We start from the raw sequence: 13,666 nt of genomic DNA on the forward strand, positions 1-13,666 counted from the left end.
TCGCCGCCGCGGGCGGCTGCGGGGTCAAGGGGCCGCCGCGGCCGCCGAGCGTGAAGCCCCCCGCCGGGGCGGCGCCCGCCGCGCCCGCCGCGCCCGGGACATCCGGCGGCGATCCGGCGGCCGCGCCCGCCTGCGGCACCTGCGCGCCGGCTCCCGACGCGCCGGCCCCGGACGCGCCCGCCCCCTGCACGGAGCCCTCGAGCACATGAACCACTTCCAGCGGAAGAGGGGCGTCCTCCACGCCGAGCGGATCCCGCTCGCCGCGCTCGCCGAGGCGCACGGGACGCCGCTCTACGTCTACTCCACCGCCACGCTCACGCGGCACTGGAAGGTGCTGCACCGCTCCCTGGCCGGCCTCGACCACGTGGTGTGCTACGCGGTGAAGGCCAACTCGAACCTCGCCGTGCTGTCGCTCTTCGCGCGGCTCGGGTCCGGGTTCGACATCGTGTCCGGCGGGGAGCTGTACCGCGTCGTGAAGGCGGGCGGCGATCCGGGCAAGGTGGTGTTCAGCGGCGTCGGCAAGCGCGACGACGAGATCGCCTTCGCCCTCGAGTCCGGGATCCGGGTGCTGAACGTCGAGAGCGCCCCGGAGCTGGCCCGCGTCTCCATCGTGGCGCGGCGGATGGGCGTCCGCGCGCCCATCGCGCTCCGGGTGAACCCGGACGTGGACCCGAAGACGCACCCCTACATCTCGACCGGGCTCCGCGAGAACAAGTTCGGCGTCTCCGTCGCGGACGCGCGCCGGCTGTACGCGCTCGCCGCCACCGACCCCGCCCTCGAGATCCGCGGCATCGCCTGCCACATCGGCTCCCAGATCACGGAGCTGCGCCCGTTCCTCGACGCCATCGCCCGGGTCCTCGCCCTCGCCGGCGACCTCCGCGCGCAGGGGATCCACCTCGAGCACCTCGACGTCGGCGGCGGGCTCGGCATCACCTACCACGACGAGGAGCCGCCGCACCCCGACGCATATGGCGCCGCCATCAAGAAGGCGCTCGCGCGGTGGGACGGCCGGGTGTTCCTCGAGCCGGGACGCGTGCTGGTGGGGAACGCCGGCGTGCTCGTGACGCGGGTCCTGTACGTGAAGCGGAGCGGCCGGAAGACCTTCGTGGTGGTGGACGCCGCGATGAACGACCTGGTCCGGCCGAGCTACTACGGCGCCTACCATACGGTCGAGCTCGCCGGCCTGCCCCGCGAGGACGCGCCGGAGATCGTCGCCGACGTCGTCGGCCCGATCTGCGAGTCCGCCGACTTCCTCGCGAAGAAGCGCCGGATGCCCGAGCCCCTCCCGGGGGATCTGCTGGTGGTCCGGTCGGCCGGCGCCTACGGGTTCGCGATGTCCTCCAACTACAACGCCCGCCCGCGCGCCGCCGAGGTGCTCGTGGACGGGGACCGGGCGCTCGTCGCCCGGCGCCGCGAGACGTACGCCGATCTCGTGCGCGGCGAGGAGCCGGCGCCGCGGGCCGAGCGGTTCACCGCCTCGCGCGGATGAGCTAGATTCGGCCGCACCTTTCCTGCAGGGAGACAGCTCATGGCGCGACTCGAAGGCTCGATGGTGGCCATCGTCACCCCGATGAAGGACGGCGCGGTGGACGTGAAGGCCCTCCGGAAGCTGGTCGAGTGGCAGCTCGCCGAGGGGACCGACGGGATCGTGCCGTGCGGCACCACCGGCGAGAGCGCGACCCTCACCGCCGCGGAGCGCGCCGAGGTGATCCGCGCCACGGTGGAGACCGTCCGCGGCCGGGTCCCGGTCGTCGCCGGCGCCGGCTCGAACGCGACCCACGAGGCGATCGAGGGGGTGAAGCTCGCGAAGGAGCTCGGGGCCGACGCCGCCCTCGTCGTCACCCCCTACTACAACAAGCCGACGCAGGAGGGGCTCTACCGGCACTACGCCGCGATCCACGAGGCGACCCGGTTCCCGGTCGTCGCCTACAACGTGCCCAGCCGCACCGGGGTGGACCTCCTCCCGGACACGGTGGCCCGCCTCGCGAAGGCCGGCGCGATCGTCGGCGTGAAGGAGGCGACCGCGAACATGGACCGCCAGGTCCAGCTCGTCGAGAAGGTCGGCCGCGACGCGCTCGCCTGGCTCTCCGGCGACGACTTCACCGTGCTGCCGTACATCGCCTGCGGCGGGCACGGCGTCATCTCGGTGACCGCGAACGTCGCGCCGCGCGCCGTGAAGGAGCTCGTCGCCGCGTGCCGCGCCGGGCGCCTCGCCGATGCGCTCGCCCGGCAGGTCGCGCTGGCGGAGCTGAACCGGGTGATGTTCGTCGAGACCAACCCGGGCCCGGTGAAGGCAGCCGTCGCGCTGCTCGGCCGGGCGGGGCCGGAGCTGCGCCTGCCGCTCGCGCCGGTGTCCGAGGCGAACCTCGCGAAGGTGCGCGACGCGATGGCGCGCTTCGGCCTCCCACTCGCGTAGCGCACTTCGGAGGAACGGAACATGACGAAGGTCGTGGTGACCGGCGTCGCCGGTCGGATGGGGACGCAGATCGTCCGCCTCGTGCTCCAGGCGCCGGAGCTGGCGCTGCACGCGGCGGTCGAGCGGTCCGGGAGCCCGGCGATCGGCGCGGACGCCGGGGCCCTCGCGGGGCTGCCGCCGGCCGGGGTCGCGGTGGGCGACGAGCTCGCGAAAGCGCTCGCCGGCGCCGACGTGGTGATCGACTTCACGAGCCACGAGGCCTCCGCGCTCCACGCCGAGCAGTGCGCCGCCGCGGGCGTCGCGATCGTGATCGGCTCGACCGGCTTCACCCCCGAGGCGAAGGCCCGGGTCGCCGTCGCCGCGAAGAAGATACCGGTGGTGCTCTCGCCCAACATGAGCGTGGGCGTGAACGTCGTCTTCGAGCTGGTGCGCCAGGCGGCGGCCGCGCTCGGCGACGACTACGACGTGGAGATCGTCGAGATCCACCACAAGCGGAAGCGCGACGCGCCCTCGGGCACCGCGGTGCGGCTCGGGGAGGTCGCCGCCGAGGCGCTCGGGCGGGATCCCGCCGAGGCGCTCGCGTACGCGCGCCACGGCATCATCGGCGAGCGGCCGCCCTGGCAGATCGGGATCCAGACGCTCCGCGGCGGCGACGTGGTGGGCGAGCACACGGTCCTCTTCTGCGGGGAGGGGGAGCGCGTCGAGATCACCCACCGCGCCACCTCCCGCGAGCAGTTCGCGCGCGGGGCGATCCGCGCCGCGCGCTGGCTGCCCGGGAAGCCCGCCGGCCTCCACGACATGGCCGAGGTGCTCGGGCTGCGGGGCCGCCGGTGAGGGTCTGCCGGTACCGGCGAGCGGGCCAGGAACGCTACGGCCTCGTCGAGGGCGACCGGGTCCGGCCGCTCTCCGCCGCCCCGTGGGCGGGCGGCCTCGCCGACGGGGCGCCGGTCCCCCTCGCAGAGGTGACGCTCCTCGCGCCGGTCGAGCCGTCGAAGGTGGTCTGCGTCGGGCGGAACTACGTCGCGCACGCGCGGGAGCTCGGGAACGAGGTCCCGAAGGTCCCGCTCCTGTTCCTCAAGCCCTCGACCTCCGTCGTCGGCCCGCAGGACGCGATCCGCTGCCCGGAGCAGTCGCGCGAGGTCCACCACGAGGGCGAGCTCGGCGTCGTCGTCGGCCGGCCCCTCACCTGCGCCAACGCCGCCGAGGCCCGCGAGGCGGTGTTCGGCTACACCTGCCTGAACGACGTCACCGCCCGGGACATCCAGCGCGAGGAGAAGCAGTTCACCCGCGCCAAGGGGTTCGACACCTTCTGCCCGGTCGGCCCCGTGGTCGAGACCGCGTTCGACCCGTTCGACGCCTCGGTCACGTGCCGCGTGAACGGCGAGGAGCGGCAGCGCGGCTACACCCGCGACATGGCGTTCGACCCCTACGCGCTCCTCGCGTTCATCTCCCAGGTGATGACGCTGCTGCCCGGCGACGTGGTGGCGACCGGCACGCCCGAGGGCGTCGGGCCCATCCGCCGGGGGGACTGGGTGGAGGTGGAGGTGCCGGGGATCGGCGTCCTCCGGAACCCCGTTACGTGAATGACGGGGGTCGCACCCCCGTGATCCGTGCCCGTCACCGTCACCGGCCTGTCCGTGATCCGTGGCGCCGGTCCCATGGCCCGTGGCCCGCTCCCGTGATCCGACCGCGCCGTCGGATTACGGGCCAGGGGACACGGGACGCGGGAGGCGGGCACGGGGAACGGTCACGGTTACGGGCACGGTGACGGTCCGGACGGACGGGTGCGTCCTTCCCGTCATCCGCGCCCGTCGCTCCTCCGGGCGTCGGACCCGCCGGCTAGGCTCCACCCCGCGGCGCGAGCTCGCCGCGAGGGGGTGACGCCATGACGCGCGAGCAGACGCGAGGCGGCTTCCGGCCGCGCAAGCCGTCGACGCTGGTCGGGTACCTGCCGGGCGACGTGTCGCCGCCGTCGGCGAGCGAGCTCGCGGAGCGGCTCGAGGCGGCGGGGCTGGCGGTGGACCGGCGCCGCGGCGACGCGACGCGCGCGCTCCGCGCGCGGGCGCCGGCGAGCGGGACGACGCCCGAGCGCGTGTACGAGCTCAGCGTCCAGCCACTCCCGCCGGGCGCCCACCCCGACCTCGGCTTCGCCCGGCTGACGCAGCCGCAGTACGCGGCGATGCGCGCCAGCCGCTTCGGGGTCGTCGTGCGGACCCGCTTCGCGGGCGAGCCCCTCGCCGCGTTCCACGCCCAGCTCCAGGTCCTCGCCGCGGCCGCCCCGGAGCTGGTCGGGCTGGAGGACGTGGACGGCTGGGCGGTGCGCCCCGGCGCGTGGGTCCTCGCCGCCGCGGCGACCGAGGTCCCGCCGGTCCCGACCAGCCTCTTCACCATCCACGTCGTGGACGGCGGAGGCCAGCTCTGGTTCCACACCCACGGGCTCCGCCGCTGCGGGACGGTGGAGCTCGAGGCGCTGCGCGTCCGGTGCGAGGACGGCGCCCACGTCGGCGGGCTCCTGAACACCGTCGCGTCGTTGTTCGTCGAGTGGGGCCTCCCGCCGGCGGGCGAGCCCTTCCTGGTCGGGGAGGACGTCGAGCTCGGATGGCTCCCGTGGCGGTTCGCGCTCGTCGCGCTCCGGGGCGTCGAGGCCGGCACGCTCGCGGATCGCGACGAGGCCCACCGCGCCCCCTCGGCGGTCCTCGTCGTGCCGGCCCGCGCGCGCGGGCCACGCTGGACCGACGTCGGCGCGCTCGCGCCGGCGCTCGCGGACGATCCCATCCTGTACCGCTCCACGATGGAGACCGAGCGCGCGGCCCTGCTCGCCCGGGAGCGGCTCCCGGCCTTCCGTGCGCTGCACGCGCGCCTCGGCGAGCGCGAGGGCCACCGCTTCCTCGTGAAGCTCGGGTGGCCGGTGGACGGCGCGACGGACGGGACCCGCGAGCACCTCTGGTTCGAGGTGCACGGGTTCGCCGGCGATCGGGTGGACGCGACCTGCGTCAACGCACCGTACGCGGTCTCCTCCCTCGCCGAGGGTCGGCGGGGATGGTTCCCGCTCGCGCCGCTCTCCGACTTCTCGTTGGTCACCCCCGCCGGTGAGTACGGCCCGGACACGGTCGCCCTCCTGGACGTGCCGCCGCCGCGCGCGGAGGTGCTCTCGTGACCGGGGCCGCGCCGGCGCGCCGTGCGCGCGGGCGTGGAGGGCGTTAGCAGGGGATCCGCATGCGCGCGTACGTCGGCGTCGGGACGAACCTCGGGGATCGCTGGGCGAACCTCGCGCTGGCGGCGCGGCGCCTCGAGGCGGAGCCGCGCGTCGCGCTCCTCCGCGCCTCGCGCGTCTACGACACGGCGCCTCTCGGGCCGCCGCAGCCCCGGTACCTGAACGCCGCGCTCGAGCTCGAGTCCGAGCTGGCGCCCCGGGCGCTCCTCGCCGTCCTCCGCCTCGCCGAGAACGCCGCGCGGCGGCGGCGGACGGGCGTGCGCTGGGCGGCGCGGACCCTCGACCTCGATCTCCTCCTGTTCGGCGACCTGGTGATCCACCAGCCCGACCTCGTCGTGCCGCACCCCGAGATCCCGAACCGGCGCTTCGTGCTCGCCCCGCTCGCGGAGCTCTGTCCGGACCGCATGGTCCCCGGGACCGGGGCCACGGTCGCGCAGCTCCTCGCCCGCGCGCCAGCCGCCGAGCTCGCCTGCGCGGGCATCTACCCGAGGTGAGCCGGCGCGCCGTCCGGTCGCGCGCGGCCGCCGCCGTCAATGACGCGTCCGCGAGCGGTCGTCGTGCACGCAGAGGATGTTCCCGTCCGGATCCTTGAACCAGGCGGCGCGCTCGGTCCCCATCGTCGCGATGTGCCCGACGGTCCTCAGCTCGGGCGAGTCGTAGTCCTCGAAGGCGACCCCGCGCGCCTCGAGGTCCTTCACCTCGCGGGTGACGTCCTCGACCTCGAAGCCCATCGCCGTGTACGGGTTGTGCGCGGGCTCCTTGCGGGGAGACAGCTCGAACTCGCTGCCCGCCGCGTGGTACGCCACCGAGCCGTCGGCGCGGGTCTCCCCGGCGGACAGCCCGAGCTTCTCCTCGTAGAACCGCCGCGCCCGCGCGACGTCCACGACCGGCAGGATGGTGACGGTCCGGCTCTGGCTCAGCATGGCTCTTCCCTCCCTCCGCCGCTGTGGTGCCGTCGCGGTGCGCGCGCACGTCTCGCGCGAGGCGCCATGGCGGCGACGGTCCGGTCGGCGGGACGGTGAGGCGGGAGCTCAGCGTCGCGGCGGCCGGCCGGCGGCGGCGAGCACCCGCTCCACCGCGGCGGCGGGGAGCGGCTCGCACGAGCCCGCGAGACGCGCCGCGAGGGCGATGCGCGCGACGCGCTCGAGCGTCTCCATCCGGTCGAAGGCCTCGGCGAGCGTGCGCCCGAGGGCGAGGGCGCCGTGGCGGGCGAGCAGGAGGACGTCGTGGTCGGGGAGGAGGGGCGCGAGCGAGGCGGGGACCTCGTCGGTGCCCGGCGTCGCGAACGGCGCGAGGCCGATGGGGCCGAGCGTCACCGCCGCCTCGGCGACGATGTCGTCCGGCGGCGGGAGGCCCGCGACGGTGAGCGCCACGGCCGTGAGCGGGTGCGCGTGCACGATCGCGGCGACGTCCGGGCGCGCCGCGTAGGCGGCGAGGTGCATCCGGAGCTCGGTGGAGGCGCGCCCGCGCCCGGCGACCACCGTCCCCGCCGCGTCCACGACCACGAGGTCTCCCGGGGCGAGGTAGCCCTTGTTCGCTCCGGAGGGCGTCACCAGGAACCGCTCCGGCCCGAGCCGGACCGAGACGTTCCCCTCGCCCGCGCCGATGAGATCGCGCGCGTGCAGGCGGCGGCAGATCTCGACGACCTCGGCGCGCCGCGCCGCGATCGTGGGGGCCGCGGCGCCGGCGCTCCGGCCCCGCGAACGGCCCGCCGGCGAGCTCCGTCGCGTCTTCCGGGCGGCTCTCCTCTTCATCGCAGCCCCTTCGGTACCCGAGGCCTCTAGAGGATCTTCGCCGCGAGCAGGTCCTGGACGTCGAGCAGCCCGACGGGGCGCCCGTCGTCGTCCACCACGGGCACCTGGTCGATCCGCGCCTGCCGGAGCACGTGGGCGGCGTCCACCACGAGCGCGTCCGGCCGGATGGTGCGGGGGTTGCGGCCCATCACGCTCGAGACCGGCCGGGTGAAGTCGGCCTCGCCGTGCTCCACCAGGCGGCGGAGATCGCCGTCGGTGAAGATCCCCACGAGCTTGCCCGCGGCGTCCACGACCGCGGTGGCCCCGGGGCGGCCGGGCGTCTGGGTCATCACGGCGACGGCGGCGGCGAGCGGCTGGTCCTCCCGGACGAGCGGGTTCGCCTCCGCGCCGCGCATCAGCTCGTGCACCTTCATGAGCCCGCGGCCCAGCTTCCCGCCGGGGTGGAAGAGCGCGTACTCCTCCCGGTCGAAGGGTCGGCTCGCGAGCGTCGCCATGGCGAGCGCGTCGCCGACGGCGAGGAGGACCGCGGTCGAGGCGGTGGGCGCGAGCCCCATCGGGCACGCCTCCTCCACGTCGCCGATCGCGAGCACGAGATCGGACCCGCGCGCGAGCGTGTTCGATCGATCGCGCGTGACGGCGACGATCCGCGCCCCGATCTTCTTGAGCGCCGGGAGGAGGCGCAGGATCTCCTCGGTCTCGCCGGAGTTCGAGAGCGCGATCAGGACGTCGTCGCGGGCGATGCGGCCGAGATCGCCGTGCGCCGCCTCGGCGGGGTGGACGAAGAGCGAGGGCGTGCCGGTCGAGGCGAGGGTGGCGGAGATCTTCTGGGCGACGAAGCCGGGCTTCCCCATGCCCGTCACCACGACGCGCCCCTTGCAGCCCAGGATCCAGCGGACCGCCTCGGCGAAGCCGTCATCGAGCCGCAGCGCGGCGATCGCGCGCGCCTCGGCGGCCACGACGGTCCGGCCGTACTCCACGAGATCGGCCGGGCGCTCCGGAATCGAGCGGCCGACCCTCGTCGCGCGCGACCGGGACGGCGTCTTCGTCCGGCGGCGCGGCAGCCGGACCACCCGAGCTCTCGTGCGGTTGGCCATGGGTCCGCGCCGATATAACACTTTCGCGAGGCTTGCGGCAGGCCCGGCCGCTGGGCTATGCAACGCCCGCCCCTGCGAGTCCCGTCGGTGGGCTCGGGGCGCTGGCTCCCGGGCCGGCCCGGGGGCGATCGGAGATCGCACATGAAGTTCTTCATCGATTCGGCGGACGTGGGTGACATCCGCAAGGCGCTGGCGCTCGGTCTGTGCGACGGCGTGACGACCAACCCCTCGCTCGTCGCCAAGACCGGCCGCGCCTTCGACGACGTGCTGAAGGAGATCGTCTCGCTCGTCCCCGGCCCGATCTCGGCCGAGGTCACCGCCACCGACGCGGAGGGCATGCTCGCGGAGGCGCGCCGCTACGCCCGGTTCGGCGAGCAGGTGGTGATCAAGGTGCCGCTCGTGGTCGAGGGGCTCCGCGCGGTGAAGACGCTCAGCGAGGAGGGGATCAAGACCAACGTCACCCTCTGCTTCTCGCCGGTCCAGGCGCTCCTCGCCGCGAAGGCGGGCGCGACCTACGTCTCGCCGTTCGTCGGGCGGCTCGACGACATCTCCGAGGACGGGATGGCGATGGTCGCCGACATCCTCCAGATCTACCGGAACTACGGCTTCGCGACGCAGGTGCTCGTCGCGAGCGTCCGGAACCCGATCCACGTGCTCCGCGCCGCGAAGCTCGGCGCCCACGTCGCGACGATCCCGTACTCCGTGATCGAGCAGCTCGCCAAGCACCCGCTCACCGACTCCGGCCTGAAGAAGTTCCTCGCCGACTGGGAGAAGGTGCCGAAGGCGAAGGCGCGGTAGCGCCCCGCGTCCGCCGCGCGCCCGCCGGCCAGGCGGGCGTCGGCCGCGCCTCCGCCCTCGGCCGGCTTCCCCGCGCCGAGCTCGCGCCGCACCTTTCGGGCGCGCGCGGAGTGTATGCGCGCGGGGAGGCGCATCATGGGTGTGGGCTTGGGCTTGGGCTCCTTCGCCCGGCTCGCGGCGGTGGTCTTCGCCGCGGCGCTCGGCCCAGCGGCGGCGCTCGCGCAGGCGGAGCCCGAGCCGGCCGGCACGCGCAACTTCGGCTGGGTCTGGCTCGTCGCGGCGGTGCTCGTCGTCGCCGCGCTGTTCCGGATGATCTTCGGGCGCTCCGATCGCGGTTCGGCGTCGAGGCGGCCGTGACGCCGCTCGCCCGCACCGCCGGGTGGGCGCTCGCGGCGACCGCGCTGGCGCTCGCGTTCGCGGTCGCCGCCCAGACGAGCGCCTACGACTCGACGCCGGGAAGCACGGGAGCGCTCCCGTGGGTCTTCGCGCTGTTCGTCGGCGCGGCCGTCGTCGCGATCTTCCTGTTCGTCCTCTGGGTGGTCCGGCCTCCCTCCACGCCGAAGGCCGGCAGACCGCGCTAGGTCGCGCCAGGGCGCGTGCGCTCGAGCGCGCGGGCTTCGAGCGCCGGCGGCCTCAGGCGAGCGTGACGCGGAAGAGCCGCCGCTCGACGCCGTCGAGCATCGCCGCGAGGTCCTCGCGGCGGATCCGGATGCCCGCGGCGTACTCCTTCAGGCCGAGGCACTTCTCGGTGACGAGCCGGACGAGGAGGTGCAGCGCCGCGCGCTCCGCGTCCGTCTGGAGGCGGTGCGCCTCGGCCGAGAGGCGCCGGTCGACCTCCTCGAACTCCCGGAGGAGGTCGAGCCGGGCGAGCTCGAGCGCGAACCGGAGCACGTCGTCCCGCGGGCGCTCGGCGGCGCCCGCCGCCCAGCGCGCCCGCAGCTCCTCGCTCACCCACTCCACGAACGGCGGGGGCCAGGCCGCGAGCTCCCCCGCGAGCTCCTCCGCGAACCGGTCGAGGACGTACGCCTTCACCGGCTGCTTCTGCTGCTCGTAGAGGTAGTCGAAGCGACGATCCCGCACGGCGCCGGATTGTACCCGACGCGTGGCGCGCGGGCGCGGCCGCGGGGCCGCCGCGACCTCACCCTCGGCTCGACCCGCCCAGCCCGTCTCGCCAGTTGGCGAGGATCCGCGCCGCCTCGGGGGTCTCCCGGATCGAGGCGAGCGCCTCCGTGTGGAGGCCGGGTCGGGCCGCGACGAGGAGCGTCCGCTCGCTGTCGCACAGCGCCCGGGTGCGCGCCGCGTCGAACTCCGGGTGGAACTGCACCGCCCGGATCCGCGGCCCGTGGGCGAACGCCTGCACCGGCGCGTGCTCGTTCGTGGCGAGCAGGACGGCGCCGGGCGGCAGGGCGGGGACGTGGTCCGAGTGGCTCTCCTGGACGGCGAGGCGCGCCGGCAGCCCCGCGAAGAGCGGGTCGGCCCGCCCCGCCGGCGTGAGGGTCACCTCGCGCGTCCCCGCCTCCGGGCCGCGCGGGTTCCGCTCCACGCGGCCGCCGAGCGCGCGCGCCAGGAGCTGGTGCCCGAAGCACACCCCGAGCACGGGGACCCGCGCCGCGGCGGCGACGAGCCATCCCCCGAGCGCGTCCATCCACGGCTCCGGCGCGGTGACGCTGGCGAGCGAGCCGGTGACGACGACGCCGCGGACGTCGCGGAGGTCCGGCAGGGCGCCCGCGAGCACGGCGTCGGTCGCCACGACCGCCGCCGGCGCGAGCCGCTCGGCGAACCAGCCGGCGAAGTCGCCGTGCAGCGCCCGGACGTCGGCCGGGGCGGATCCGGTGCGGATCACGAGGATGCGCGTCATGCCGCGATCATAGCGCTCGGCCGTGCCGTGGGCCGGCGCTTGAGCCGGCGGGCGCCGCGCGCTAGGAGTAGAAGTCCTGGAGGTCGCTCGATGCTCGTCGTGATGAAGCCGAACGCCACGCAGGCCGAGATCGAGGCCGTGGTGGAGAAGATCCGCGCCCTCGGGCTCACGCCGCACCCGATCCCGGGCGCCGAACGCGTCGCGATCGGCATCACGGGGAACAAGGGGGCGGTCGATCCCGAGCCGTTCACCACGATGTCCGGCGTCGCGGACGCGCTCCGGGTCTCCCAGCCGTTCAAGCTCGTCTCCCGGGAGGTGAAGGGGGAGGACTCGGTGATCGACGTCGGCGGCGTGCCGCTGGGCGGCCCCGCCATCACGGTGATGGCCGGGCCGTGCTCGGTCGAGTCGCGGGAGCAGCTCCTCGAGGCGGCGCACGCGGTGAAGCGGGCGGGCGCCCGGTTCCTGCGCGGCGGCGCGTTCAAGCCGCGGACGAGCCCGTACGAGTTCCAGGGGCTCGGGGAGGAGGGGCTGAAGCTGCTCGCCCTCGCCCGCGAGGAGACCGGCCTCAAGGTGGTGACCGAGGTGATGGACGTCGAGAGCCTGCCGATGGTGGCGGACTACGCCGACGTGCTCCAGATCGGCGCCCGCAACATGCAGAACTACTCGCTCCTCAAGCAGCTCGGGACGATCCGCAAGCCCATCCTCCTGAAGCGCGGCCCCGCCGCGACCATCAAGGAGTGGCTCATGGCGGCCGAGTACGTCGTCTCGCGCGGCAACTACCAGGTGGCGCTCTGCGAGCGCGGGATCCGGACGTTCGAGACGATGACCCGGAACACCCTCGACCTGAACGCGGTCCCGATCCTCAAGTCCCTGACGCACCTCCCCGTCATCGTGGACCCGTCCCACGGGATCGGGCTCCGCGCCCACGTCCCGGCCATGGCGCGCGCCGGCGTCGCGGCGGGGGCGGACGGGATCATCGTCGAGGTCCACCCGCGGCCCGAGAAGGCCCTCTCCGACGGTCAGCAGTCGCTCACGCCGCCCGAGTTCGAGGAGCTGATGCGGCAGGTGCGCGTGATCGCGGGCGCGGTGGGCCGGTCGATCTGATCCGAATCTGATCCGACGGCCCGGGGCACGCCTCGCGGAGCGCGCCGCGAACGGGTCGCCTCCCCCTGACGCCCGCCGGCGGCCCCTCCCGGGATCGGGGCCGCTTGCCTTGTGCCCGGGAGGCCTTACCTCAAGGCCATGAAGGTCGAGCGCGAAGTCACCGTCGTCGATCCCGAGGCACGCGACATCTCGCTGCCGGGCGGCTGCATCCTCTGCGGCGGGGATCTCGACGTGCGCCTCTCGGCCGGCAGCGCGGCGAGCGTCTGCATGCGCTGCCACTGGATCTCCCGCCCGCACATGAAGCGGGAGGACGGGACGGTCCACGTGATCCACCCGGCCGGAGGGATTGCGTGAGCTGACGGGGCGCCTGGGTGCGTCCCGTACGTCATGCCCGTGTCGCCTCCGGCTCCCATGGCCAGTGAATCCGCCGGATCGTTGGACGACGGGGATGGGCCACGGGCCACGGGACCCGGTTCACGGTCACGGAGAAGCCGGTGACGGTGACGGGCACGGCTCGACGGGAAGCCGCCTTCCAGCTCCCTACCGCCGCAGCGCCCGCTTGAGCGATCGCACCAGGCGCCGGACCCGCTCGGCGCGCGCCGGCCGGCTCCCGCCCTCGGCGATCCGCTTCACGATCGCGCTCCCCACGACGACGCCGTCCGCGAGCGGCGCCATCGCACGCGCGTCGTCCGGGGTGGCCACGCCGAACCCGATCACCACCGGGACCGGGCTCCTCGCGCGGATCGTCGCGACCTGCGCCGCGATCTCGGTCGGGACGGCCTTGTTGGCGCCGGTCACGCCCGTGACCGACACGAAGTAGAGGAACCCGGTGGCGGCCTGGGCCGCGGCCTCGACGCGCCGCGCGTTCGACGTGGGCGCGAGCAGGTACACGAGCTTCACGCCGTGGGCCGCGGCGGGCGCGGCGAGCACCTCCGCCTCCTCGGGCAGCAGGTCGGGGACGATGAGCGCGTCCACGCCGGCGGCGGCGCACCCCTTCACGAAGGCCTCGGCGCCATGCGCGAGCATGGGGTTGAGGTATCCCATGAGCGCGATGGGCACGTCGGAGCGCGCGCGCACCGCCCGCGCGACCTCGAGCACGTCGGCCACCGTGGTCCGCGCCGCGAGGGCGCGCTCGGCGGCGGCCTGGATGGTCGGGCCGTCGGCGATGGGATCCGAGAAGGGCACGCCGAGCTCGAGGAGGTCGGCGCCGCCCTCGACGCAGGCGAGCGCCATCGCCTTCGAGGTGGCGACGTCCGGGTCGCCGCCCATCACGTACGTGACGAGGGCGGCCTCGCCCGCCTCCTCGCAGCGCGCGAAGGCGAGGGCGATCCGGTCGGCGGAGGAGGCGGCGTCGGCGCGGGCGACGCCCCGGCGGGCGGGACGGGCGATCATCGGCGGCTCCCCTTCCGCGCGGCGGCCGCCGCGCGC

General features: G+C 75.1%; 17 protein-coding genes and 1 pseudogene. 12 read left to right on the forward strand and 6 right to left on the reverse strand.

The window, feature by feature from the left end; all coding sequences use genetic code 11:
- The 7 genes and pseudogenes from MNZ27_RS21375 to folK form a co-directional block, all read left to right on the forward strand.
- Positions 1-209, forward strand: a pseudogene (locus MNZ27_RS21375) (zinc-ribbon domain-containing protein); the annotation flags it as partial.
- Complete coding sequence (gene lysA / locus MNZ27_RS21380) at positions 206-1,489, forward strand: diaminopimelate decarboxylase (RefSeq protein WP_242396113.1); 1,284 nt, start codon at positions 206-208, stop codon at positions 1,487-1,489. The pseudogene MNZ27_RS21375 and the gene lysA, both read left to right, overlap by 4 nt.
- A gap of 39 nt (positions 1,490-1,528) precedes the next feature.
- Positions 1,529-2,416, forward strand: coding sequence for a 4-hydroxy-tetrahydrodipicolinate synthase (gene dapA, locus MNZ27_RS21385; RefSeq protein ID WP_242396114.1), 888 nt, complete (start codon positions 1,529-1,531; stop codon positions 2,414-2,416).
- Between the two features lie 21 nt (positions 2,417-2,437).
- On the forward strand, positions 2,438-3,250 hold the full coding sequence (gene dapB, locus MNZ27_RS21390) for a 4-hydroxy-tetrahydrodipicolinate reductase (protein WP_242396115.1): 813 nt from the start codon (positions 2,438-2,440) through the stop codon (positions 3,248-3,250).
- A complete protein-coding gene (locus MNZ27_RS21395) occupies positions 3,247-3,999 on the forward strand; it encodes a fumarylacetoacetate hydrolase family protein (RefSeq protein ID WP_242396116.1) in 753 nt (250 codons plus the stop codon). The genes dapB and MNZ27_RS21395 overlap by 4 nt, the downstream gene beginning before the upstream one ends.
- Before the next feature lie 302 nt (positions 4,000-4,301).
- Complete coding sequence (locus tag MNZ27_RS21400) at positions 4,302-5,573, forward strand: DUF4026 domain-containing protein (RefSeq protein WP_242396117.1); 1,272 nt, start codon at positions 4,302-4,304, stop codon at positions 5,571-5,573.
- Positions 5,574-5,632: 59 nt separating this feature from the next.
- Positions 5,633-6,124, forward strand: coding sequence for a 2-amino-4-hydroxy-6-hydroxymethyldihydropteridine diphosphokinase (folK, locus tag MNZ27_RS21405; RefSeq protein WP_242396118.1), 492 nt, complete (start codon positions 5,633-5,635; stop codon positions 6,122-6,124).
- A 36-nt stretch (positions 6,125-6,160) separates the two neighbouring features.
- Here the strand turns inward: folK and MNZ27_RS21410 are convergent, their stop codons facing one another.
- The 3 genes from MNZ27_RS21410 to MNZ27_RS21420 all read right to left on the reverse strand — a co-directional run bounded on the left by MNZ27_RS21410 (position 6,161) and on the right by MNZ27_RS21420 (position 8,478).
- A complete protein-coding gene (locus MNZ27_RS21410) occupies positions 6,161-6,553 on the reverse strand; it encodes a VOC family protein (RefSeq protein WP_242396119.1) in 393 nt (130 codons plus the stop codon).
- A gap of 108 nt (positions 6,554-6,661) precedes the next feature.
- Positions 6,662-7,384: a class II aldolase/adducin family protein gene (locus tag MNZ27_RS21415; RefSeq protein ID WP_242396120.1), complete on the reverse strand. Its 723-nt coding sequence runs from the start codon at positions 7,382-7,384 to the stop codon at positions 6,662-6,664.
- Positions 7,385-7,410: 26 nt separating this feature from the next.
- Entirely contained in the window at positions 7,411-8,478 is a 1,068-nt protein-coding gene (locus tag MNZ27_RS21420; protein WP_242396121.1) for a KpsF/GutQ family sugar-phosphate isomerase, read from the reverse strand.
- 141 nt (positions 8,479-8,619) lie between these two features.
- Here MNZ27_RS21420 and fsa point away from each other — a divergent pair, with 141 nt between their 5' ends.
- The 3 genes from fsa to MNZ27_RS21435 all read left to right on the forward strand — a co-directional run bounded on the left by fsa (position 8,620) and on the right by MNZ27_RS21435 (position 9,857).
- Positions 8,620-9,276, forward strand: coding sequence for a fructose-6-phosphate aldolase (fsa, locus tag MNZ27_RS21425; protein ID WP_242396122.1), 657 nt, complete (start codon positions 8,620-8,622; stop codon positions 9,274-9,276).
- 135 nt (positions 9,277-9,411) lie between these two features.
- Entirely contained in the window at positions 9,412-9,633 is a 222-nt protein-coding gene (locus MNZ27_RS21430; protein ID WP_242396123.1) for a hypothetical protein, read from the forward strand.
- Positions 9,630-9,857 (forward strand): hypothetical protein, encoded by a 228-nt coding sequence (locus MNZ27_RS21435; protein WP_242396124.1) that lies wholly within the window; start codon positions 9,630-9,632, stop codon positions 9,855-9,857. The genes MNZ27_RS21430 and MNZ27_RS21435 overlap by 4 nt, the downstream gene beginning before the upstream one ends.
- Before the next feature lie 52 nt (positions 9,858-9,909).
- Here the strand turns inward: MNZ27_RS21435 and MNZ27_RS21440 are convergent, their stop codons facing one another.
- A complete protein-coding gene (locus MNZ27_RS21440; RefSeq protein WP_242396125.1) occupies positions 9,910-10,356 on the reverse strand; it encodes a hypothetical protein in 447 nt (148 codons plus the stop codon).
- A 58-nt stretch (positions 10,357-10,414) separates the two neighbouring features.
- Complete coding sequence (locus tag MNZ27_RS21445; RefSeq protein ID WP_242396126.1) at positions 10,415-11,134, reverse strand: glutamine amidotransferase; 720 nt, start codon at positions 11,132-11,134, stop codon at positions 10,415-10,417.
- A 90-nt stretch (positions 11,135-11,224) separates the two neighbouring features.
- On the opposite strand from MNZ27_RS21445, the gene aroF reads away from it, so the two are divergent.
- Together aroF and MNZ27_RS21455 are read left to right on the forward strand one after the other, a co-directional pair.
- A complete protein-coding gene (gene aroF, locus MNZ27_RS21450) occupies positions 11,225-12,238 on the forward strand; it encodes a 3-deoxy-7-phosphoheptulonate synthase (RefSeq protein ID WP_242396127.1) in 1,014 nt (337 codons plus the stop codon).
- 138 nt (positions 12,239-12,376) lie between these two features.
- Positions 12,377-12,592: a hypothetical protein gene (locus tag MNZ27_RS21455; protein WP_242396128.1), complete on the forward strand. Its 216-nt coding sequence runs from the start codon at positions 12,377-12,379 to the stop codon at positions 12,590-12,592.
- 186 nt (positions 12,593-12,778) lie between these two features.
- On the opposite strand, the gene trpA is transcribed toward MNZ27_RS21455, so the two are convergent.
- On the reverse strand, positions 12,779-13,666 hold an 888-nt coding region (gene trpA, locus MNZ27_RS21460; protein WP_308198009.1), incomplete at its 5' end, for a tryptophan synthase subunit alpha.

The sequence above is a fragment of the Anaeromyxobacter oryzisoli genome (genome assembly GCF_022690765.1).
Classification (GTDB): domain Bacteria; phylum Myxococcota; class Myxococcia; order Myxococcales; family Anaeromyxobacteraceae; genus Anaeromyxobacter; species Anaeromyxobacter oryzisoli.

What these genes read in the sequence shown, in the direction of transcription:
- MNZ27_RS21445 (WP_242396126.1), bottom strand. Translation starts at nt 11,134, where the DNA reads ATGACGCGCATCCTCGTGATCCGCACCGGATCCGCCCCGGCCGACGTC.
- dapA (WP_242396114.1), top strand. Translation starts at nt 1,529, where the DNA reads ATGGCGCGACTCGAAGGCTCGATGGTGGCCATCGTCACCCCGATGAAG.
- dapB (WP_242396115.1), top strand. Translation starts at nt 2,438, where the DNA reads ATGACGAAGGTCGTGGTGACCGGCGTCGCCGGTCGGATGGGGACGCAG.
- aroF (WP_242396127.1), top strand. Translation starts at nt 11,225, where the DNA reads ATGCTCGTCGTGATGAAGCCGAACGCCACGCAGGCCGAGATCGAGGCC.
- lysA (WP_242396113.1), top strand. Translation starts at nt 206, where the DNA reads ATGAACCACTTCCAGCGGAAGAGGGGCGTCCTCCACGCCGAGCGGATC.
- folK (WP_242396118.1), top strand. Translation starts at nt 5,633, where the DNA reads ATGCGCGCGTACGTCGGCGTCGGGACGAACCTCGGGGATCGCTGGGCG.
- MNZ27_RS21410 (WP_242396119.1), bottom strand. Translation starts at nt 6,553, where the DNA reads ATGCTGAGCCAGAGCCGGACCGTCACCATCCTGCCGGTCGTGGACGTC.
- fsa (WP_242396122.1), top strand. Translation starts at nt 8,620, where the DNA reads ATGAAGTTCTTCATCGATTCGGCGGACGTGGGTGACATCCGCAAGGCG.
- MNZ27_RS21400 (WP_242396117.1), top strand. Translation starts at nt 4,302, where the DNA reads ATGACGCGCGAGCAGACGCGAGGCGGCTTCCGGCCGCGCAAGCCGTCG.
- MNZ27_RS21420 (WP_242396121.1), bottom strand. Translation starts at nt 8,478, where the DNA reads ATGGCCAACCGCACGAGAGCTCGGGTGGTCCGGCTGCCGCGCCGCCGG.
- MNZ27_RS21415 (WP_242396120.1), bottom strand. Translation starts at nt 7,384, where the DNA reads ATGAAGAGGAGAGCCGCCCGGAAGACGCGACGGAGCTCGCCGGCGGGC.
- MNZ27_RS21455 (WP_242396128.1), top strand. Translation starts at nt 12,377, where the DNA reads ATGAAGGTCGAGCGCGAAGTCACCGTCGTCGATCCCGAGGCACGCGAC.
- MNZ27_RS21430 (WP_242396123.1), top strand. Translation starts at nt 9,412, where the DNA reads ATGGGTGTGGGCTTGGGCTTGGGCTCCTTCGCCCGGCTCGCGGCGGTG.